Source organism: Acinetobacter sp. 228 (genome assembly GCF_048147885.1).
The window spans coordinates 60,264-80,511 of record NZ_JAYWYV010000014.1 but is presented as its reverse complement, the minus strand read 5'-3'; the positions used below and the strand labels follow the sequence as shown (position 1 = coordinate 80,511).

General features: G+C 45.8%; 16 protein-coding genes. 9 read left to right on the top strand and 7 right to left on the bottom strand.

All coding sequences use genetic code 11. The features are described 5' to 3' along the window. The first annotated feature begins 178 nt into the window (after positions 1-178). The 3 genes from VXQ92_RS11375 (at position 179) to VXQ92_RS11365 (ending at position 4,892) form a co-directional block, all read left to right on the top strand. Entirely contained in the window at positions 179-1,393 is a 1,215-nt protein-coding gene (locus tag VXQ92_RS11375) for an MFS transporter (RefSeq protein WP_416681719.1), read from the top strand. 143 nt (positions 1,394-1,536) lie between these two features. Further along, positions 1,537-3,945, top strand: a complete 2,409-nt coding sequence (locus tag VXQ92_RS11370) for a YgiQ family radical SAM protein (RefSeq protein WP_416681723.1) — start codon at positions 1,537-1,539, stop codon at positions 3,943-3,945. 398 nt (positions 3,946-4,343) lie between these two features. Next, positions 4,344-4,892, top strand: a complete 549-nt coding sequence (locus VXQ92_RS11365) for a hypothetical protein (RefSeq protein WP_416681716.1) — start codon at positions 4,344-4,346, stop codon at positions 4,890-4,892. Between the two features lie 51 nt (positions 4,893-4,943). Here VXQ92_RS11365 and VXQ92_RS11360 read toward each other — a convergent pair whose 3' ends face one another. The 6 genes from VXQ92_RS11360 to mdtD form a co-directional block, all read right to left on the bottom strand. Continuing rightward, positions 4,944-5,300 carry a RidA family protein gene (locus VXQ92_RS11360; protein WP_064094693.1) on the bottom strand — a complete coding sequence of 119 codons (357 nt, stop codon included), beginning with the start codon at positions 5,298-5,300 and terminating at the stop codon, positions 4,944-4,946. Continuing rightward, entirely contained in the window at positions 5,290-6,600 is a 1,311-nt protein-coding gene (gene shiA, locus VXQ92_RS11355) for a shikimate transporter (protein ID WP_416681713.1), read from the bottom strand. Before shiA ends, VXQ92_RS11360 begins: the two co-directional genes overlap by 11 nt. A 222-nt stretch (positions 6,601-6,822) precedes the next feature. Next, positions 6,823-7,878, bottom strand: a complete 1,056-nt coding sequence (gene dinB, locus VXQ92_RS11350; protein WP_064102333.1) for a DNA polymerase IV — start codon at positions 7,876-7,878, stop codon at positions 6,823-6,825. A 20-nt stretch (positions 7,879-7,898) separates the two neighbouring features. Beyond that, positions 7,899-8,915, bottom strand: a complete 1,017-nt coding sequence (locus tag VXQ92_RS11345; protein WP_416681711.1) for an MBL fold metallo-hydrolase — start codon at positions 8,913-8,915, stop codon at positions 7,899-7,901. 53 nt (positions 8,916-8,968) lie between these two features. Beyond that, a complete protein-coding gene (locus VXQ92_RS11340; RefSeq protein ID WP_416681708.1) occupies positions 8,969-9,748 on the bottom strand; it encodes a GH25 family lysozyme in 780 nt (259 codons plus the stop codon). Positions 9,749-9,812: 64 nt separating this feature from the next. Continuing rightward, positions 9,813-11,204: a multidrug transporter subunit MdtD gene (gene mdtD / locus VXQ92_RS11335; RefSeq protein ID WP_416681705.1), complete on the bottom strand. Its 1,392-nt coding sequence runs from the start codon at positions 11,202-11,204 to the stop codon at positions 9,813-9,815. 348 nt (positions 11,205-11,552) lie between these two features. Here mdtD and VXQ92_RS11330 point away from each other — a divergent pair, with 348 nt between their 5' ends. Next, the gene (locus tag VXQ92_RS11330) at positions 11,553-12,527 is read left to right on the top strand and encodes a hypothetical protein (protein ID WP_064094687.1); all 975 of its coding nucleotides are present in this window, start codon (positions 11,553-11,555) and stop codon (positions 12,525-12,527) included. Between the two features lie 66 nt (positions 12,528-12,593). Here the strand turns inward: VXQ92_RS11330 and VXQ92_RS11325 are convergent, their stop codons facing one another. After that, positions 12,594-13,214 (bottom strand): TIGR00730 family Rossman fold protein, encoded by a 621-nt coding sequence (locus tag VXQ92_RS11325; RefSeq protein ID WP_064094686.1) that lies wholly within the window; start codon positions 13,212-13,214, stop codon positions 12,594-12,596. A 332-nt stretch (positions 13,215-13,546) separates the two neighbouring features. On the opposite strand from VXQ92_RS11325, the gene VXQ92_RS11320 reads away from it, so the two are divergent. From VXQ92_RS11320 to parC, 5 genes are all read left to right on the top strand, one after another. After that, entirely contained in the window at positions 13,547-15,121 is a 1,575-nt protein-coding gene (locus VXQ92_RS11320; protein WP_144723664.1) for a TerC family protein, read from the top strand. A 73-nt stretch (positions 15,122-15,194) separates the two neighbouring features. Then, positions 15,195-15,659: a YchJ family protein gene (locus VXQ92_RS11315; RefSeq protein ID WP_416681702.1), complete on the top strand. Its 465-nt coding sequence runs from the start codon at positions 15,195-15,197 to the stop codon at positions 15,657-15,659. A gap of 61 nt (positions 15,660-15,720) precedes the next feature. Further along, positions 15,721-16,365, top strand: a complete 645-nt coding sequence (locus VXQ92_RS11310) for a trimeric intracellular cation channel family protein (RefSeq protein WP_064094683.1) — start codon at positions 15,721-15,723, stop codon at positions 16,363-16,365. 129 nt (positions 16,366-16,494) lie between these two features. Beyond that, positions 16,495-17,814: an MFS transporter gene (locus VXQ92_RS11305; protein WP_416681699.1), complete on the top strand. Its 1,320-nt coding sequence runs from the start codon at positions 16,495-16,497 to the stop codon at positions 17,812-17,814. 165 nt (positions 17,815-17,979) lie between these two features. Then, positions 17,980-20,199: a DNA topoisomerase IV subunit A gene (gene parC, locus VXQ92_RS11300; RefSeq protein ID WP_416681696.1), complete on the top strand. Its 2,220-nt coding sequence runs from the start codon at positions 17,980-17,982 to the stop codon at positions 20,197-20,199. Positions 20,200-20,248 lie beyond the last annotated feature (49 nt).

The window sequence follows — 20,248 nt, the reverse complement described above, 5'->3', positions numbered from 1 at the left end:
ACCCATGTGAGAGTAAGTCATCGCCAGCTCATTATTCGAAACACCCCCGGTCTAAAGGCCGGGGGTGTTTTTTTATGCGGGAATTTAGTCGAAAGCTTATAAATATTATTTTTCACATAAAACCACAGCAGAAAATCCGCAGGGTAGGCGTATACTGGAACAGGTTTCTGGAGCGGATATGTCCTCAAATTTATCTTCAAGCCATATTGAATATGGGTCCTCTGCCTTTAAAGCGGTTTTGTTTTCCTTGTTTCTGGCTGGATTTGCAATTTTTTCTTCATTGTATTGTGTTCAGCCGATGATGCCGATTCTGGCAGACTATTTTCATATCTCTCCTACGCAAAGCAGTTTTCCACTTTCATTTTCTACCATTGCATTAGCTGTTGGTCTTATTTTTACTGGACTAATCTCGGACCGTTTTGGCCGCAAGCCGATTATGGTCTGGTCTTTATTTTCAGTTTCAGTATTGTTGTTACTGAGTGCTGTATTGCCAGTTTGGTCAGTATTTCTGGCTACCCGAATATTAATTGGTTTAACCGTGAGTGGCGTGGCCGCAGTGGCGATGACCTATATTGGGGAAGAGGTGGCCGCGAAAGATATCGGTTTGGCCATGGGACTCTATATTTCTGGAACTGCGATTGGTGGTATGAGTGGCCGTTTGATTGCTGGGGTATTGGTAGACTTTATTTCCTGGCAATCAGCGACTTTAATCATTGGACTAATTAACCTCTGTATTGCGACAATCTTCTATTTTTTGTTGCCTAAATCCAGGAATTTTCAAGCTTATCCTATTAAATTAAGCCGCTTCCTTACTGCATTTCAGCATAATCTGAGTGATCCCAAACTGCGAATCTTGTTCTTGCAAGGTTTCATCCTGATGGGCTGTTTTGTTTCAGTCTTTAATTATCTCAGCTATCGCCTGATTCAGTCACCTTTTGAGCTGTCGCATGTCTGGATTGGCGTGATTTCTATTACCTATCTGGCAGGAATTTATAGTTCGCCTCGTGCGGCGGCATGGAGCCAGAAATTTGGACGTTTCCAGGTATTGGTGGCCATGCTTGCCAGCATGCTGCTAGGATTAGTGTTGATGCTAGTCAACAGCTTGGTGCTTGTTTTTATTGGTCTGCTCATTTTTACCTTTGCATTTTTTGCTGCACATTCCACGGCCAGTAGTTGGGTGTCTGTGCAATCTTTACAGTATCGTGCTGTAGGATCATCACTTTATTTATTCTGCTACTATCTTGGATCCAGTGTGCTTGGCAGCTCGAGTGGTCTGGTCTGGGAAAATACCGGATGGCGCGGCCTCAGTGTGTTCATCGGCATTATTTTGATAGTCGGTTTATTGGTAGCTCAACAGTTAAAACCTAAAATAAGCAGACTAGAAACAGAATAAGCATATATTCCTGATTAAGGTCTTAAAGCCAGTATTGTATAAATTATAATCAAGCAACCTCAGCTGAATTCATGCTAAAATGCTCGGCTTTCATCTTTGATCTATTTTTTGATCTTCCATCTGCCAGCCGAGAATTGCTAGCCATGTCTACTGCTTATACCATGCAGACAGCGCCTACAGCGTTGTTTGATTACGACAAATATTGGGCGTCGTGTTTTGAACCTGCGCCATTTTTGCCGATGTCACGCGAGGAGATGGATCAACTCGGCTGGGACAGTTGTGACTTTATTTTAGTCTGTGGCGATGCCTATATCGATCATCCTTCATTCTGTTCAGGCATTATTGGCCGTACCCTAGAAGCCCAAGGCTTCCGTGTGGGGATTATTGCACAGCCAGACTGGACCAATGTTGAAGCCTTCCGTGTGTTGGGAAAACCCAATATTGCATGGGGTGTAACTGCGGGCAACATGGACTCAATGATCAACCGTTATACGGCAGATCGCAAAATCCGTTCCGACGATGCCTATTCACCAGACAACCAGCCAAACAAACGTCCTGATCGTGCGGCAACGGTGTATTGCCAACGTGTACGTGAAGCTTATCCAGATGTGCCTGTATTGTTAGGTGGGATCGAAGCCTCACTACGTCGTATTGCGCATTATGATTACTGGTCAGATAAAGTGCGTCGTTCAGTATTGATGGACTCTAAAGCCGATCTGTTGATGTACGGTAATGGTGAACGTTCAATCACTGAAATCATGCATCGCTTGGCGCGTGGTGAAAAAATCCAAGATATTACCGATGTTCGTGGTACAGCGTTTATTGTCAATAAACACAACCGCCCATCGAAAGCCAAATTTGTTGAAATCGCATCGAATGATGTCGATACCATTGGTCGTGTCGATCCAATTATTAACCCTTATGTCATGACTGAAGATATTGAAGGTTGTGAAATTGAGCAGGGGAAGGACTCGAGTCAGTACCAGGGTTTCCAAAAAGAACATGTAGCCAATCCAATTGTCCGTGAAGGCGATAATTTGGACGAAAATACGCAAATCGTGCAGCTACAACCGGCATCTAAAGCAATTAAACATAAATTACCGCCGCGTGAATTGGCCGTAATCCGTTTGCCTGCTTTTGAAGAAGTTGCTGCTGATCCAGTGCTTTATGCACATGCCAATCGTATTTTGCATCTTGAAACCAATCCAGGTAATGCACGTGCATTAGTTCAAAAGCATGGTGAGCGTGACGTATGGTTAAATCCACCGCCAATTCCATTGACCACTGAAGAAATGGATTATGTGTTTGATCTGCCTTATGCACGTCTGCCACATCCTTCTTACGGTAATGCACGTTTCCCGGCTTTTGACATGATTAAGTTCTCGGTGAACATCATGCGTGGTTGTTTCGGTGGTTGTACTTTCTGCTCGATCACAGAGCATGAAGGCCGTATTATTCAGAACCGTTCTGAAGAATCAATTTTGCGTGAAGTAGAAAAGATTCGTGATACAGCGCCGGGCTTCACAGGCATTATTTCAGACTTGGGTGGTCCAACAGCCAACATGTATCGTTTGGCATGCAAAGATCCTGAAATTGAAAAGAACTGTCGTAAACCATCGTGTGTATTCCCCGGTGTATGTCAGAATCTGCATACTGATCATGCACCGTTGACACAGCTTTACCGTAAAGCGCGTAACTTACCGGGTATTAAAAAGATTCTGATTGGTTCAGGTTTACGTTATGACCTTGCGGTTTTGAACCCTGAATATGTGAAAGAGTTGGTGACGCATCACGTCGGTGGTTACCTTAAGATTGCGCCTGAGCATACCGAAAAAGGTCCGCTCAATAAAATGATGAAGCCGGGCATTGGAACTTATGACCGATTCAAGCAAATGTTTGATCGTTATAGTAAGGAAGCAGGCAAGGAACAATACTTGATTCCTTATTTCATCGCGGCGCATCCGGGTACCACCGATTACGACATGATGAACCTCGCCATTTGGTTGAAGAAGAATGGTTTCCGTGCCGATCAGGTACAGACCTTCTATCCATCACCAATGGCAACTGCAACCACCATGTATTACACTGGTAAAAACCCGCTGGCGAAAGTGGCGCGTTATACGGAAAATGTCGACATTGTGAAAGGTGAGAAGCGTCGTCGTCTGCATAAAGCTTTCTTGCGTTATCATGATTCAAACAACTGGCCTTTACTGCGTGAAGCCCTGAAAGAAATGGGTCGTCAGGATTTAATTGGTAACTCGAAACAGCATTTGATTCCGACTTATCAACCTGCAGGCAGCACAGACGGTCAGTATCAATCGGCACGTAAGAAAAATTCGACGGTTGCTGGTGATTCGCAAAAACGTACCGGCGAGCAGGGGAACCGTAGCAAGGCTGCACAAGCTCAGTCCCGTCCTTCAAATACCAAGAAGCGTCCTGAGCGTGGTCAAATTCTGACCCAGCACACGGGTTTACCACCACGTGAAACGGGCGATACCAAAAAACCCTTTGGTGGGCAAAAGCCTAAAGCGAAGTCCAAATCACGTGCATAATTAAGTTAATAAAAAGACACTTCGGTGTCTTTTTTTAGCGCTGAGGTAAAGTAACGTAGCTAAGGACTATGATTAAAAAATGTAAAGGGAAGTATTATTTGCATTATGTATTGCTAAAAAGTGGTATAAAAATAACAGTTTGTCGGAATTGTCCTACAGTTAAGCAGATTTGTATTGCGATCAATTCTATGGATGTTTTAGAGTGCGTTATCAGTACTTTAAATCCACTTTCATTGGCATTCAAAAAGATGTCATTTTAGGTAACACAAAATCGAGTTTTGATACCGGTTGTATGGGTATTTAAGCAGATTGGTTGTTAGCTCTATTTAAAATAAAGCGTGGGTTTATACTGCACAACAATAAAACAAAAATGATTATAAGAATGCAAGGATTTAGGCATGACCACCTATATTATGATTGGGAGTTTCCTGCTCTTTTGTGTCGTGCTCATGGCATGGAAAAAGCTCGGAAATAATTCCAAACCGCAAGACAGCGCGTTAAAGCAGCGTGCGATTTTCAATCTAAATGAGCAATTGACCTTCACTCGACTGAGAGAAGTTTTACCAGAATGCATCATTCTGGCTCATGTTTCCTATGATGCCTTAATGACCACCAAATTTAACCGGACTCGACACAAGTACCGTAACCTGACTGCCGATTTTGTAATTCTGGATCAGCAATATCAGATTCTGGTAGTTGTAGCGGTAGATGACCCTTTAATCCTTAAGCGTCCACAACAGACAGGGTTCCAGGATGCATTACTGACCATGGCTGGTTATCGGGTGATCCGTTACGACGATGTGCCGGAATATTATCAGTTGCGCCAAGACTTTTTGCAGGAGCAAGCGCAAATGCAGAAAATGCCCAAATATACAGTTAGCAATGATCTGAAAAAATACTATCTATATTCAGATTTAGAGCGCAGTAAAATTAAAGCAGTCGGTTAAAACAAAAAAGCATGCCAGAAGCATGCTTTTTTATGAATCGATCTAGGAAAATTATTCCGGTTTAACCGCCACGACGGTCAGTTCGACCAATACCCGTGGATCATACAGTTTTGCTTCGACACAGGTACGAGGCAGCGCTTCGATATCCGCCACCCAGGCATCCCAGACTTCATTAAAAGCCGCATAGTCATGCTCAATATCCTTGAGATAAATTGTGACTGACATGATGTGACTTTTATCAGTACCGGCATCTGCCAGAAACTGGTCAATAATATCTAAAGTCTGTTGGGTTTGCCCTTTAATATCCAGTTCGACATCTGTAGCCAGCTGGCCTGCAAGATGTACCAGATTACCGGCAATGGCAATTTCCGAAAAGCGTTTCGATACGTGTAAACGTTCAACTGTCATGTTGTTCATCCTGAGTTTTGGGCATCAGGGCTGCGACCAGTGCAGTCAGCAGACAACCCACCGCCAGATAGATCGCTACATAATGCCATGAACCGTCTGCCCAAATCACCAGTGCAGCTGCAATAAATGGGGTAAATCCACCGCCAATGATACTCGCCACCTGATAGCCAACTCCGGCACCACTGTAGCGGTATTCGGTGCCAAACAGTGAGGTGAAAATCGGTTGATGGACACTGACCACCATATCATGGGCAACGTTTGCCAGTAAAATTGCCCCGATGATAATCATCCAGGTATTTTGTGCATCGAGCGCCATAAAAAATGGAAAGGCTGAGAGTGCACCAATCAAACCACCCCAGACACACATTTTCTGATGATTGAATCTATCTGCCAGCCAGGCAAAGAAGGGAATACTGAAGCAGCTAATGGCCCCGACCATCAAGGTAATATTCAGGAAGAACTGTTTGTCCATGCCCAGATTACTGGTGGAATAGTTCAGGGCGAAATTGGTGACCAGATACATGGTCAGCAATTCGGTCAAACGTAAAGCAATGATATAGAAAAAAGCTTTAGGATGTTTACTGATGGCCTGCAAGATTGGCAGCTTTTCTGGCTGATGGTCTGCTTTCACCACCTTTTCTACAAATTCCTGAGATTCATCCTGATCACGGCGAATCCACATGGCAATGCCGATCAACACGATACTGGCTAAAAAGGGAATACGCCATGCCCACTCAGCAAAGGCGTCTTCACCCAGTGTCGCGAGTATAAGCGATACTGCACCGGTGGCCAGAACCAGACCGACGCCGTAACCGACCTGAACACCACTGCTATAAAAGGCCTTTTTTCCTTTTGGTGCATTTTCTACGGCCATGAGGGCTGCACCGCCCCATTCACCACCGACGGCAAAGCCTTGCAAGGCACGACAAAACACCAGTAGTACCGGTGCCCACCAGCCAATTGCCTCGAAATTTGGCAGCAGGCCAATCCCTACCGTGGAAATTCCCATCAGGATTACCGTAAGTACCAGCATTTTTTTACGGCCGAGTTTGTCACCAAAGTGACCAAATACTACACCACCTAAAGGACGAAACAGGAAGCCGACCCCAAAGGTGGCCAGAGCTGCCAGGGTACCCATGTTCTCGCCAATACTGGGAAAAAACTGATCTTTAAAAATTAAGGCTGCAACAATGCCGTAAAGGAGAAAATCATACCAATCGACAACAGCACCAACAAAACTAGATAGCGCAGCTTTACGTGCGCGTTGTTCTTGAATAACAGAAGAATTTACAGAAGACATGCAGGAGGGAATTCCATGAGTTACATCAGAGTTGCCCTGTAATATTCGGATTTGATCGTCACGCCAATTACAGGACAGCATGCTGAAAGTAAAGGTGATTTTCAGCATCTCAGCACATACATGGATAATGCATTGCGCAGATAGATTACTCTAAAAAATCAAAATGTAAAAACAAAGTTGCCGTCTTTTTAAACCGATGCTTAAAACATGAACAGAAACTGCTTAGAGCAGTGACAATTGGGTTTCAATCTCGGGGACGCTGAGCTGATATACGCCTACACCGATCAGCCGGAATTGCATCTGCGGGGCAATATGCAGATCGTCGAGCAGTAAGTCCAAGGCTTGGGCTAATTCCTGTGGACTACGCAGTATCTGTTTAAAACTTTTACTGTGTTGCATCACCTGAAAGTTCTTGAGTTTTAATTTGACCGTAACGCCGCGAGCCGAAAGCTGTTTCTTTTGCAGACTTTGCCAAACCTGTACCAGTAAGGGCTCCCAGTAGGGACGACATTCACTCAGATACAGGTCATCATCAAAAGTAGTTTCTTTAGAGATTTGCTGGCGTTCTCGTTCCACTTCGACCGGTCGTTCATCAATACCTTGAGCATATAAAAACAGCCGTCGTCCATATTTGCCAAAATGCTGAATCAGTAAGGCTTCATCAATCTGCTGTAAATCTCCCAAGGTGTTCAGGTTCAGGCTGCTCAGTTTTTCCTGGGTAACTTTTCCCACACCGGGAATTTTTTTTAGGGGCAGATTCTGGATAAATCCCTGAACTTGTGATGGCTTAATCACACAGATGCCATTCGGTTTGTGCCAGTCCGAAGCAATTTTAGCGAGAAACTTGTTGGGCGCTACACCAGCAGACGCGGTTAATCCGGTGGCTTGAAAAATATCCTCGCGAATCCGCATGGCGACTTCGGTAGCACTTGGAATTTGTTTTAGATTCTCTGTGACATCCAGAAAGGCTTCATCCAGAGACAGTGGCTCAATCAGGGAAGTATATTGCTGGAAGATGTGATGAATCTGTGCCGATACCTGCCGGTATTTGGCAAAATCCGGCTCAATCACGATGACCTGAGGACACAGTTTGCGCGCCTGCCCCATGGACATGGCAGAACGCAGGCCATAAACCCGTGCCGGGTATGAGGCAGCCGCGACCACCGCCCGAGGATGATGCGAAGCAATCACCATAGGTAAGTTTTTCAGTTCTGGACGTTCACGCAGCTCTACCGAGGCATAAAACGCATCCATATCGATATGAATAATTTTGCGCATGTTCGCTATCTTAAGGGGCTTTAATCGGATTGGGAAGCGACGGCTGCGTTGAGTAAATAGGGCTGTGGTCCGCTGAGCAGGACAACTTTGGTCCCTTGTCTCTCGGCAGCCTGAATCAGAAGTTGTAAACTTTTTGGGGAGTCATCGGCAAGACGGGGTAAAAATTGCAGCGGCTGGTTTAAAGGCTGAAAAAAATCATCCCAATGTACCGGGATCACCACTTTGGGCTTGAGCAGGTTCAGGGTTTCAGCCAGATATTGCTGCTGATAGGCAGCAGATTGTCTGGAGAGCTGGGCAATGCCTAAAAACAGGGTGTCGACTTCCAGATGTTGTAATTGCTCTGGAATAAATCCGGTACTGGCCTTGACCAGAATTTTATATCCCACATGCTCAATCAGGTAATCGAAACTGCCACCTTCTTTAAATTCGGAAAATTTGGCCGGAAGGGTAAAAGGCTGCAGCAACTCTTCGCCTAAATCATCATTTACCGCTGTGGGCGGGGTATGTTGTGAGGGAATGGCAGTGATCTGGAAGTTTCCCCATTGCTGTACTTGCCCAAGCTTAACCGGCTGTAATTGCTGTCGAGTAATTTTGGGGTTTGCCCTGGCGATATTCAGGGTGCTCGGCGAACCGACGACAGCAGTTTTGGGAAGTATTTCCAGTAAGGCCGGTACATCCAGAACATGATCATAATGCGAGTGAGTGACCAGAATGGCTTGGGTTCGACTTAATTTATGGCGTTGCACCAGTTGTTCAAGGAGTAGCCTGTCACTTTGAATAGGGCGGCTAAGTACCTGCCACAAAGATGGCCGGCTAAAGAAACCATCGATCAGGATCTGATCGTGGCCATCATCGAGTAACAGGGTGGACACACCAAAAAATTTAACGGTGAGACCGTGAACGGAGGTACCGGTTTTCGGCTGCCACGCTTGAAAGTCCCTGAGTTTTCCTGAAGCTTGCAACAGATAAGCCAGTGTACCCGCGATGAGCAGGAGAAGAATTAGCAGACCGAGTAAAACGCCTTTTATCCATTTCAATCTTTGTATTTCCTTGTTGTTTTTATAAAGAACCTATTTTCAGGCGATTAACTTTATTTCGCCTGCTCTTCATATGAAGGTACTGCAATCGCATTCTTTTTGAGAAACTCCAGCCATTGCTGTTCTGAGCCATAAAAAACATTCAGGTCTACCGGTGTGCTAATACCGGGAATTTTCCCCTGACTGGTATGTTGCCAAAATAGCCACGCTGGCTGATCTTTTAAATCAGGCAGGCCCTTGTATTCACGTACCCAGAGCGGTACGTCGGGAAAATTTCCTGCCAGTACAATATTATAAAAAGCTTTAGAAATATAGAAAATCGGCTGCTTGCCGTAATGCTTTTTCAGGGCATCGTGCATCACCTGAATTTCGTTTAAAAGCTGCTCTTTAGAATAGGTATTGATGCATTTGCTGTCATATTCCAGATCAATTACTGGCGGTAAGGCATCCGGTTTATTGGGTACGGAGTCAATAAAATTCTGGGCTTGAATGCTGCCATCGCGGCAGAGCCGGTAAAAATGATAGGCACCAACCAGAAAGCCGCGTTCCCGGGCCTTGAGCCAGTTTTCCTGAAAACGGGTGTCTTTAAAGTCGCCGCCTTCAGTGGCTTTCAGATAAACAAAACGGTACTTTTCAGGCGGAATCTGCTGCCACTGGATCTCTTTTTGATGATGCGATACATCAAATCCTTGAATTGGATAATCTGCCGCATGGGAAGACGGGGTTTTCATCAGATAGAGATAAACCATGGCGATCGTAACCAATATGACCAGAAAGCCAAACCCTACTAAAAGCGGCTTGCTATATCTGCTCCAAATCTGATGTTTTTGCATCTTCAGTCCTTACCTGTATCTGAGCTGGTCTAAAGACCGCCTCAGTCTGAATTTTATTATCGCATTAGATAGGGGTGTTTTTCGGAATATGCCAGAAAATATAGGCCGCAATAATATTGATGCAGCCCAAACAGATCAGTGCCATATGAAAAGCAGCCACCAGATTGTCAGCGCCGTAATAGGCACCCAGCATGTTGACCAGGGTACTGGCCAGTGCCACCCCGATACTCATCGACAGCATCATGATCATTGACAGAAAGCTGTTGCCGCTACTGGCATCCTGCTGGTTTAAATCCTTTAAAGTCAGGGTGTTCATAGAAACGAATTGGAGTGAATTCAGAACCCCGAAAATAAAGAAATGCATGGTTCTTAACCAGAGCGGGGTGTCTGCTGTAGTCAGGGAAAAACTGGCAATACACAGGCCGACCAACAAGGTGTTGACCAACAAGACACGACGATAGCCGAAGCGCTGCACAATACTGCGGATAATCGGTTTGGAGGCCAGGGAACCGAGTACAGTGGGAATCATCAGCAAGCCGGTCACAAAGGGTTCAAAACCAAATGCCACCTGCAGCATTAAAGGCAATAAAAATGGAATCGAGTTACCGCCCAGACGCGCAAAAAAATTACCCAGAATTCCGATCGAATAAATTTTATTCTTAAACAGTTTGCTACGGAATAATGCATTCTGATGGGTGTGCGAATGATAGGCATAGATAAGCGAAGCTACCAATCCAGCCAGAATCAGGGCCAGACTCCACCAGAGCGGATGTTGTGGACTGGCAAAATTTTCAATACCAAGACATAGCGATACCATGGCGATGATGAGCAGGATAAAACCGCCGAAATCGAAACGTGCTACCGTAGGTTCAAGCACATTGGGCATGGCTTTAAGGGTAATCAGGGCACCCAGGATGCCAATCGGTAAATTAATCAGGAAAATCCAGCGCACGGACATATATTCGACCATCCATCCGCCTAAGGTCGGTCCAATCAGCGGACCGATCAGTCCGGCCAGGCTCATTAGGCTCATGGCAGCCAAGAACTGGGTTCGTGGGATAATCTTCAACATCGCCAGCCGGCCAACCGGGAGTAAAAAGGCACCCCCTATGCCCTGAAATACCCGATAGATGAGTAATTCATTCAGACTTTCAGCCCAGGCGCAGCCCAACGATGCCAGAGAAAAAATGATAATGGCAGAAAAATAGATGTTTCTGACCCCAAAACGGTCCGCCAGCCAGCCACTCAAGGGGATGCAGGCTGCCACTGACAGGACATAAGCCACGACCACACCGTGCATCCGCAGCGGATCTTCCTGTAAATTCTTAGCAATTGCGGGCAGGGCCGTGTTGATAATGGTACTGTCCAGCCCCTGCATAAAAAAGCCGATCGACACCAACAAGACCAGCAGTCTGAATTCAGGATCTAGGGCTTGATGCGTAGGCGTGGCATTCATAATTATGGAAAGCTTAAAATTTTTAATAGTTTAAAGGAAACAGCCGGGTATGTCGTATATAAAGCGTGTCAACTTTTATAGCGTCGTGTGTCAATGAACTACAAGAAATCGGTCATGGTAAAGTCATGTTCTGGGCATAAGGGAGCAATGACATCAGGGAGTCGCCCTATGATTTATCAAGTCGATCTAGAGCCGCTAAAAGCTGCTAGATTCAGAGCACTTCGCTGCTCTTTTTTGTAAGACCGGCATATATATGACAGTGTTGTCATTAAAATGAAATAAAACCGTCATAATCTTGGGCCAACTTTTCAGCAGCGCTGAAATCTCCTCGCGTATAGGTTTGTGTTTATGACAATCGAGATTTTGATGGTGATCGGCTTCTGTTTAGCCGCCTATTCTATTGTCGGAAATGATGTGCCTCAAACCTTAGGGACATTTATTTCATCAAATTCCCATCGCCCATGGTGGGTATTGTGGATTTATATCAGCTCAATTTTAATTGTCGTATTGATCTATGGTTGGTATGCATCTGGGGTAGGTGATGCCTCATACGGTCGTCTAGAAACCATTCCTTTCCCTGAAGGTGGCATTACCTGGCTGTATATTGTGCCGCCTATTCTCCTGTTAATACTGACCAGATACGGGATTCCAGTCAGTACTACCTTCCTGGTGCTTACGATCTTCTCTCCTGCCAGCCTAGGCTCGATGATGGTCAAATCGATGATGGGCTATGCCGTCGCCTTTATCGTGGCGATTGTCATCTATCGTTTTGTGGCCAAGCAGCTGGCACGCCATTTTGCCAAGACACGTCATCAGGAGCACTCCAAGGTCTGGATGGGCTTGCAGTGGGTCTCTACCGGTTTCCTGTGGAGCCAATGGCTGATTCAGGATCTGGCCAACATCTTCGTGTATGTACCACGTCAGGTGCCGTTTGAATTCCTGATGTTTGCGATTACGGTATTCGTGGTGTTGCTGGGCGTGATTCTGTATCAACGTGGCGGAGCCATCCAGAACATTGTCGACACCAAAACCGGTGTAACCGACATTCGTGCTGCAACGATTATCGACTTCATGTATGCCATTATCCTGTTAGTTTTCAAAGAGTGGAGCAACATTCCAATGAGTACCACCTGGGTATTCCTGGGCTTACTTGCAGGTCGTGAATTTGCCATGTCGATGATTCTGGATGAAGTCAACAAACATCGTACTTCACGTAATGTCAGTGCAGATGCCATGAAACTGATGTTCGGTCTGGCCATGTCGGTCATTCTGGCAACAACTTTGCCGATGTTTTATGAGTTTGTGACGAATTATGGACAATAAGTCCTAGTATTAAAAATCCGAGAAAAAAGCGAGCCAGGTGCTCGCTTTTTTATTAATTGGAACGGTTTAAACCACAAATCTTTGTGGATGGCCTAAATTGGTTAAAGTTGTATAAATTTCTTCTTCATGTTCACAAATGATCAGTTTGGCACGATGTTGCGGCGGTAAAAAACCATCTTCAACGGCACGATCCAGTTGTGCAATCAAGGCATCATAGAACCCATTGACGTTATATAGCATCATCGGTTTCTGGTGCTGGTTCAATTGGCCCCAAGTGGCAATTTCCAGAATTTCCTCAAAAGTACCTAGTCCACCTGGCAAGGCCACAAAGGCACAGGCTCGCTCAGCCATCATGGCTTTGCGTTGATGCATGCTGGTCACCACATGTAACTCTGTCAGCTGGTTATGGGCAATTTCATAGTCCAGCATAAATTCGGGAATGACGCCCACTACTTCACCACCATGCTGGATCATGGCATCCGCGACCTGTCCCATCAGGCCAATACTGGCGCCACCATAGACCAACCCGAAACCATGTTCTGCCAGTCCTTGCGAGATTTGAAGGGCTTTTTCTAAATAAATCGGCTTGTTGCCTGCACGTGAACCACAATAGAGTGCCACTAAAGGACGAGTTGTTTTTGGGGAGTTGTCTTTAAAATAATCTGTCATTTGAATTACGCTTTGCATTTATTTTCTTCACCTTATCATTTTTCTTTCTGGTGACTCTAGCTTAATTAATAAATATGGCAATTCTGTGAGCAGCTGTATTTTCACAGCATTTCAGCCAGGCAAAATTCATCGATAAACAGCCATGAAAAAAGGTGAATTTCGATTTGATCTTGCTATACTAAAAATTGGTTTCACAACAATAGAACGAAAATGGGTAGTGGTAGTTGGCCGTGTAACTCTATAAATCGCCGTCAAATAATTGGTATTGTTCAATATCAAAAATATTATGCTGTTTCATTACAGTCTCGGTTCATTCAATGCAGCAGTCCTGAGTGTCAGGAGCCAAGCGTATGATCTTTGAATGGATGTCGGACCCTTCAGCCTGGGTCGGTTTACTCACATTAATTGTTCTTGAGATTGTACTCGGGATCGACAATCTGGTTTTTATTGCCATTTTGGCGGAGAAATTGCCGCCAGAACAGCGTAATGCCGCGCGGATTGTGGGCTTAATGCTGGCCCTGGTGATGCGTTTGATCTTGCTGGCTTCGATTGCCTGGGTGGTCACTCTGACTGATCCACTGTTCCACATTTTTGATCATGCTTTCTCGGGTCGTGATCTGATTCTATTGTTTGGTGGGGTGTTCCTGCTGTTTAAAGGCACCATGGAACTGCATGAGCGTCTGGAAGCCAAACCGGTCATCAAAGAAGAAAATCCGGTCCATGCGGTATTCTGGATGGTGATTGTGCAGATCGTGGTGCTGGATGCCGTTTTCTCATTGGACAGCGTGATTACTGCGGTTGGCATGGTCAAAGACCTGTCAGTCATGATGATTGCCGTGATTATTGCCATCGGGATTATGCTCTGGGCATCCAAGGCCCTGATGGATTTCGTCAACAGACATCCGACAGTGGTGATTCTGTGTCTGGGCTTCCTGATGATGATCGGGTTCTCGCTGGTGGTCGAAGGCTTCGGTTTTCATATTCCGAAAGGTTATCTATACGCTGCGATTGGTTTCTCGGTGATTGTCGAATTTATTAACCAGACCATGAAACGCAATCAGGAAAAAATGGTGACCACCACCGATATGCGCTACCGTACTGCTTCAGCAGTGATGCGGATGCTCGGCGGCAAACCTGCTCAGGACAATGATTCTTCTGAGCCGGAAGATGTTCTGGCGACGCGTGCCTTTGCTGATGAAGTCTTTAATGATGAAAACGGCATTTATCACAGTGTCATGGTGCAGGGGGTACTGGGTCTGTCGGAACGGCCGGTCAAGTCGGTGATGACGCCACGTCCTGAACTGGAATGGATTGATCTGGACAATGAGCCCGACAGTATCAAAGAACAGTTATTGCAAATGAGCCATTCACGTCTGATCGTTGCGCGTGGTGAACTGGATAATATTGCCGGGGTGGTACTGACTCATAAAGTCCTGAACGAATACATTGAAACCGGGGTGCTGGATTTTGAAAAGCACTTACGTGAACCGGTGATCGTGCATGAAAATGCCCAGGTCCTGATGGTGATGGAGCAATTGCGTCAGGCTCCATTGCAAATGGCGATTGTCCTGAATGAATATGGTTCGATTGAAGGGATTGTCACGCCAATTGATATCCTTGAAGCAATTGCCGGTGAATTCCCGGATGAAGATGAGCTGCAAGCTGCTGCAGAAAGTCTGGAAGATGGCAGCCTGATTCTGGATGGTTCCACCGATATCCGTCATGTTTCCTTATTGCTGGATCGTGATCTGGTCAATGAAACTGAAGAATATTCCACCCTGTCCGGTTATGTATTATTCCATATGGCACGTTTACCGCATAGTGGTGAAAAATTTGAAGCAGATGGACATATCTTTGAAGTGGTCACCATGGACGGCCATAAGATCGATAAAGTACATATCATTCCGCTTCCTGCGCAGGAATAGACTATAGCAAAGGTTCGGACGCAAAAATTTGCTAAAATAGCCCGCATTGTCGGGCTATTTTTATGGAACTGAAATGTCAGAAGCATGTCCATGTGGACAAGGTGAATATCACAGCTGTTGTCAGCCCTTACATTCAGGACAACGGGTCGCAGAGACTGCGCAGCAACTCATGCGTTCCCGTTACAGTGCCTTCGCGAAGCATGAAATCGATTACATCAAAACCACCACCGCGCTGGGTCAGCAACAGGCCTTGGACTTGCAGGCAATTAGCGATTGGAGCAAAGCCAATCAGTGGTTAAAGCTTGAGATTGTTCAAGCCGATGAAAAATTGGATAAAAATCATGCATTGGTTGAGTTCAATGCTTATTATCATGATGGCAAGCAGGCACAGATACATCATGAAGTTTCACATTTTGTGAAGCTTGAAGATCGCTGGTATTTCCTGGATCCGACCACGGATCACACCCTCGGCATGAAACAGCCCTGTATTTGTGGTTCAGGTAAAAAATTTAAGCAATGTTGTGCCGGATTCTTATAACTTTCACATAGATTTAGCTTAGAATAGCCGCCATCTCAAAGCCTCAGGTGGAAGCAGGGCGATGTTACTGACCGTTATCTATATTGTTGCAATTACCGCTGAAGCCATGACCGGGGCACTGTCTGCTGGCCGGCGCAGTATGGACTGGTTTGGCGTCATGATTATTGCCTGTGTCACGGCACTGGGTGGTGGTTCGGTTCGCGATGTCCTGCTTGGGCATTATCCCTTGACCTGGGTCAAGCATCCCGAATATCTGATACTGACCTGTTGTGCAGCTTTCGTGACGATCCTGATTGCCAAATGGATGCGGCATTTGCGCAATATCTTCCTGGTGCTGGATGCCTTAGGCCTTATCGGCTTTACCATTATTGGTTGTCAGATTTCTCTGGAAATGGGACATGGCTTTGTGGTCAGTTCAGTTGCCGGGGTTTTGACTGGGGTATCTGGCGGGATTTTGCGTGACATTTTATGTAATGATGTGCCGCTGGTATTCCGTCGTGAACTGTATGCCAGTATTGCTTTTGTGTCAGTAATCTTTTACTGGTTGTGTAGTTATTATGGTTTGTCACAAGACGTCACCATTCTTTCTACCCTGATCTTTGGTTTTAGCTTACGTCTGATCGCCATTTATTTTGGTCTGGAAATGCCAAAATTTATTTATAAAGATGATGATGAGCAATCTGCATCCTCCAAAGATGAATCTTGATTTTTTCATTGACATGAATGCGGTAATAAAATCACCGCATTGTGCTTAATTCGTAGTATAAAAAATATAAAGCAGCCCACCTGTTGAGAAAGCAGCATCTCCCGTTCCACCTGATCAGAGATTTTTGTTATGGATCTAGTTTCTCGCATACAACGCTTACCAATTGGTAAGTTTCATTACACCTTGCTGGTGGTGATTGGACTGGGCTGGATGTTTGATGCGATGGATACCGGATTAATTTCCTTTATTCTGGCAAAAATGGCTGAAGACTGGCAGATGACTGCAGATCAGAAAAGCTGGGTGGTGTCGATCGGTTTTGTTGGCATGGCTATTGGGGCGATTTGTTCCGGGGGACTGGCCGACCGGTTTGGGCGTAAAACAGTCTTTGCTGCAACGCTGGTCATTTATAGCCTGGCCACGGCAGCCTGCGCTTTTGCACCGAATCTGACCTGGCTGCTGGTCTTCCGTTTTATTGTCGGTTTGGGCCTGGGTGGTCAGTTACCCGTGGCTGTGACGCTGGTCAGCGAATATATTCCTGCGCATGTGCGAGGCCGCTTTATTGTCCTGCTGGAAAGCTTCTGGGGGCTGGGCTGGTTAGTTGCAGCTTTAGTATCGCGCTTTGTCATTCCTGATTTTGGCTGGCAAACCGCTTTTCTGATTGGTGGCCTGCCTGCACTGTATGCAATTGTGATCTGGAAAATGATACCGGAATCTGTTCCTTTCCTGATTAACCGTGGCCGTATAGACGAAGCCTCGGCACTGGTCAAAAAGATTGAGCGTCAATGTGGCGTTCAAGTCTATGAAATTTTTGAAGTGAAACCGGTCGCAGAGAAGCAGAATATTTCATTTTCCCAGTTATGGTCGGGTATCTTTGCGCGCCGTACGCTTATGCTCTGGCTGATCTGGTTCGGTATTATTTTTTCCTATTATGGCATCTTTACCTGGTTGCCAAGCTTACTGGTCAAAGAAGGCTATAGCATCGTCCAGTCATTTGAATATGTACTGATTATGATTCTGGCGCAGTTGCCCGGTTATCTGGTGGCAGCCTGGCTGGTCGAAAAGCTGGGTCGTAAGCCTACTCTGGCCAGTTTTATTGGCATGTGTGCGATCTCCGCCTATTTCTTTGGCCAGTCGGGTAGTGTTACTGAAATCGTGATTTGGGGCTGTCTGATGTCCTTCTTTAACCTGGGTGCTTGGGGCGTGCTCTATACTTATACGCCGGAACAATATCCGACCAATATCCGTGCCTTTGGTTCAGGCTGGGCCGGGGCTGTTGGCCGGATTGGCGGTATTGCAGCGCCTTTTGCCGTAACCCATTTGATGGGCATGCCGAATGGCTTTAGTTATGTCTTCACCATGTTTACTGCGGTTCTGGTCGCTGTCGCGATTGTGATTCTGGTCTTGGGTGAAGAAACCAAAGGTAAGACCCTGGAATCAATGGGCTTATAAAGTGAATGATTTTTTAGTTGCTTGGGGCTTATAAAGTGGATATTTTTAGGCCATAAGACACAAATTGTCGCGCTGAGCTATTTGATGCCCTTGTGTCATCCACAGTCGCGACATAGCATAAGAAACATTGATACAAAAACGAATTATTTAGGACTATAGGTTGTTATGACAAGCCTTGCGCATCATGCGACAGAAAACCGCTCCGTAGCAGAATTTACCGAACAAGCTTATCTGAATTACGCCATGTACGTGATTATGGATCGGGCACTCCCTCATATTAGCGATGGCCTGAAACCGGTACAGCGCCGCATTGTCTATGCCATGAGTGAGCTGGGGCTGAAATGGACCAGCAAACCAAAGAAATCGGCACGTACGGTCGGTGACGTACTCGGTAAATATCATCCGCATGGTGACTCGGCCTGCTATGAAGCTATGGTGCTGATGGCGCAGCCATTCAGTTACCGTTATCCGTTTATTGAAGGACAGGGCAACTGGGGTTCTCCGGATGATCCGAAGTCTTTCGCAGCCATGCGTTATACCGAAGCCAAACTGTCTCAATACAGCGAACTGTTGTTATCTGAACTGGGTCAGGGCACCTGTGAATGGCAGGACAACTTTGACGGTTCGATGAAAGAACCGGTGAACTTGCCAGCACGTGTACCGAATATCCTGCTGAATGGTACCACTGGCATCGCAGTCGGGATGGCCACTGACATTCCACCGCATAACCTGCGTGAAGTAGTCAAGGGCACCATTGCCCTGATTCGTAATCCGAACCTGACCGATGAAAAAATCGCAGACTATATTCCTGCACCGGATTTGCCGACCAAAGCCGAAATTATTACTCCTCCTGCTGAACTGTTAAAAATTCAGACTACAGGTCGTGGCAGTTATCGCATGCGTGCGGTATATACCATAGATAAAAACGAAATTATTATCACTGAACTTCCATATCAGGTGTCAGGCTCCAAAATCATTACCCAGATTGCCGACCAGATGCAGGCCAAGAAACTGCCTTTAGTCAGCGATGTACGGGATGAATCGGATCATGTCAATCCAACCCGTTTAGTGATTGTCCTGCGTTCCAACCGTATTGATGCAGAAGCAGTCATGAGCCATCTGTTTGCGACCACAGATCTGGAATCCAGCTATCGTGTCAATATGAACATGATTGGTGCCGATGGCCGTCCACAGGTAAAATCGATTCGTCGTATTCTGCTGGAATGGATTGAAATCCGTAAAACCACGGTAACACGTCGTCTGCAATACCATCTGAACAAGATCGAAAAACGCCTGCATATCTTGGGTGGTCTGATTATTGCATATTTGAATATTGATGAAGTGATTCGGATTATTCGTGAAGAAGATCAGCCAAAATTGGTATTGATGGCGCGTTTTGGCATTGACGAGATTCAGGCTGAAGCCATTTTGGAACTCAAGTTACGTCATCTGGCCAAGCTTGAGGAAATGCAACTGCGCCGTGAACAGGAAGAACTGGAAGCGAAAGCTGCGGTGATTCGTGAACAGCTGGCCAATCCGGAATCCTTGAAGACCCTGATCATTTCTGAACTAAAAGAAGATGCCAAGAAATTTGGTGATGATCGCCGTTCGCCAATCGTACAGCGTGCCGAAGCTGCTGCGATCAATGAAACTGAAATGTTGCCTGCCGATCCGGTGACGGTAGTGTTATCTGAAGCTGGCTGGATTCGCTGTGCCAAAGGTCATGAAGTGGAGGCTGAAAATCTGAATTTCCGTGCCGGTGACCAGTACTTGAGTCATGCTCAAGGCAAGTCCAACCAGCGGGTCTATGTGATTGATGATACCGGCCGTAGCTATGCCTTACCAATCAATAGCCTGCCATCGGCACGTGGTCTCGGTGAACCACTCAGTTCAAAACTTTCTCCTGCCAGCGGAGTGGGTTTTAAACAGGTTCTGGTGGCTGATGACGAAGCTGAAATTCTGGCCATCAGTAGTAAAGGGTATGGCTTTAAAACCCAGGCCAAGCAGCTGGATACCAGTGCCAAAGCCGGGAAAGCTTTCCTGAATTTATCTGAAGGAGCTGAAGTGATGAACCTGCAGCTACTCAAAGATGCCACGCATGTTGCACTGCTCAGTTCGGCAGGGCGCCTGTTAATTGTCGATTTAGCAGAGTTGCCGGTGTTGAATAAAGGCAAAGGAAATAAATTGATACAACTTGAGGCTAGTGATCAAATTTTGTCCATGACACTATTGAAGCTTGATGAAACAATTCAAGTGCTTGCAGGACAGCAGCAGTTAAAATTAAAAGGGGATGATTTGCAAAAATATCTCGGCAAACGTGGTGCAAAAGGTCAGCTTTTACCACGCGGATACCAAAAAGCAAATAAACTGTTGATTCAAAGATAAGACTAGCATCCATCCTGTAAAATACGTTATATATGAACAACGATTCGAC

What these genes read in the sequence shown, in the direction of transcription:
- VXQ92_RS11375 (WP_416681719.1), top strand. Translation starts at nt 179, where the DNA reads ATGTCCTCAAATTTATCTTCAAGCCATATTGAATATGGGTCCTCTGCC.
- VXQ92_RS11370 (WP_416681723.1), top strand. Translation starts at nt 1,537, where the DNA reads ATGTCTACTGCTTATACCATGCAGACAGCGCCTACAGCGTTGTTTGAT.
- VXQ92_RS11365 (WP_416681716.1), top strand. Translation starts at nt 4,344, where the DNA reads ATGACCACCTATATTATGATTGGGAGTTTCCTGCTCTTTTGTGTCGTG.
- VXQ92_RS11360 (WP_064094693.1), bottom strand. Translation starts at nt 5,300, where the DNA reads ATGACAGTTGAACGTTTACACGTATCGAAACGCTTTTCGGAAATTGCC.
- shiA (WP_416681713.1), bottom strand. Translation starts at nt 6,600, where the DNA reads ATGTCTTCTGTAAATTCTTCTGTTATTCAAGAACAACGCGCACGTAAA.
- dinB (WP_064102333.1), bottom strand. Translation starts at nt 7,878, where the DNA reads ATGCGCAAAATTATTCATATCGATATGGATGCGTTTTATGCCTCGGTA.
- VXQ92_RS11340 (WP_416681708.1), bottom strand. Translation starts at nt 9,748, where the DNA reads ATGCAAAAACATCAGATTTGGAGCAGATATAGCAAGCCGCTTTTAGTA.
- mdtD (WP_416681705.1), bottom strand. Translation starts at nt 11,204, where the DNA reads ATGAATGCCACGCCTACGCATCAAGCCCTAGATCCTGAATTCAGACTG.
- VXQ92_RS11330 (WP_064094687.1), top strand. Translation starts at nt 11,553, where the DNA reads ATGACAATCGAGATTTTGATGGTGATCGGCTTCTGTTTAGCCGCCTAT.
- VXQ92_RS11325 (WP_064094686.1), bottom strand. Translation starts at nt 13,214, where the DNA reads ATGCAAAGCGTAATTCAAATGACAGATTATTTTAAAGACAACTCCCCA.
- VXQ92_RS11320 (WP_144723664.1), top strand. Translation starts at nt 13,547, where the DNA reads ATGATCTTTGAATGGATGTCGGACCCTTCAGCCTGGGTCGGTTTACTC.
- VXQ92_RS11315 (WP_416681702.1), top strand. Translation starts at nt 15,195, where the DNA reads ATGTCAGAAGCATGTCCATGTGGACAAGGTGAATATCACAGCTGTTGT.
- VXQ92_RS11310 (WP_064094683.1), top strand. Translation starts at nt 15,721, where the DNA reads ATGTTACTGACCGTTATCTATATTGTTGCAATTACCGCTGAAGCCATG.
- VXQ92_RS11305 (WP_416681699.1), top strand. Translation starts at nt 16,495, where the DNA reads ATGGATCTAGTTTCTCGCATACAACGCTTACCAATTGGTAAGTTTCAT.
- parC (WP_416681696.1), top strand. Translation starts at nt 17,980, where the DNA reads ATGACAAGCCTTGCGCATCATGCGACAGAAAACCGCTCCGTAGCAGAA.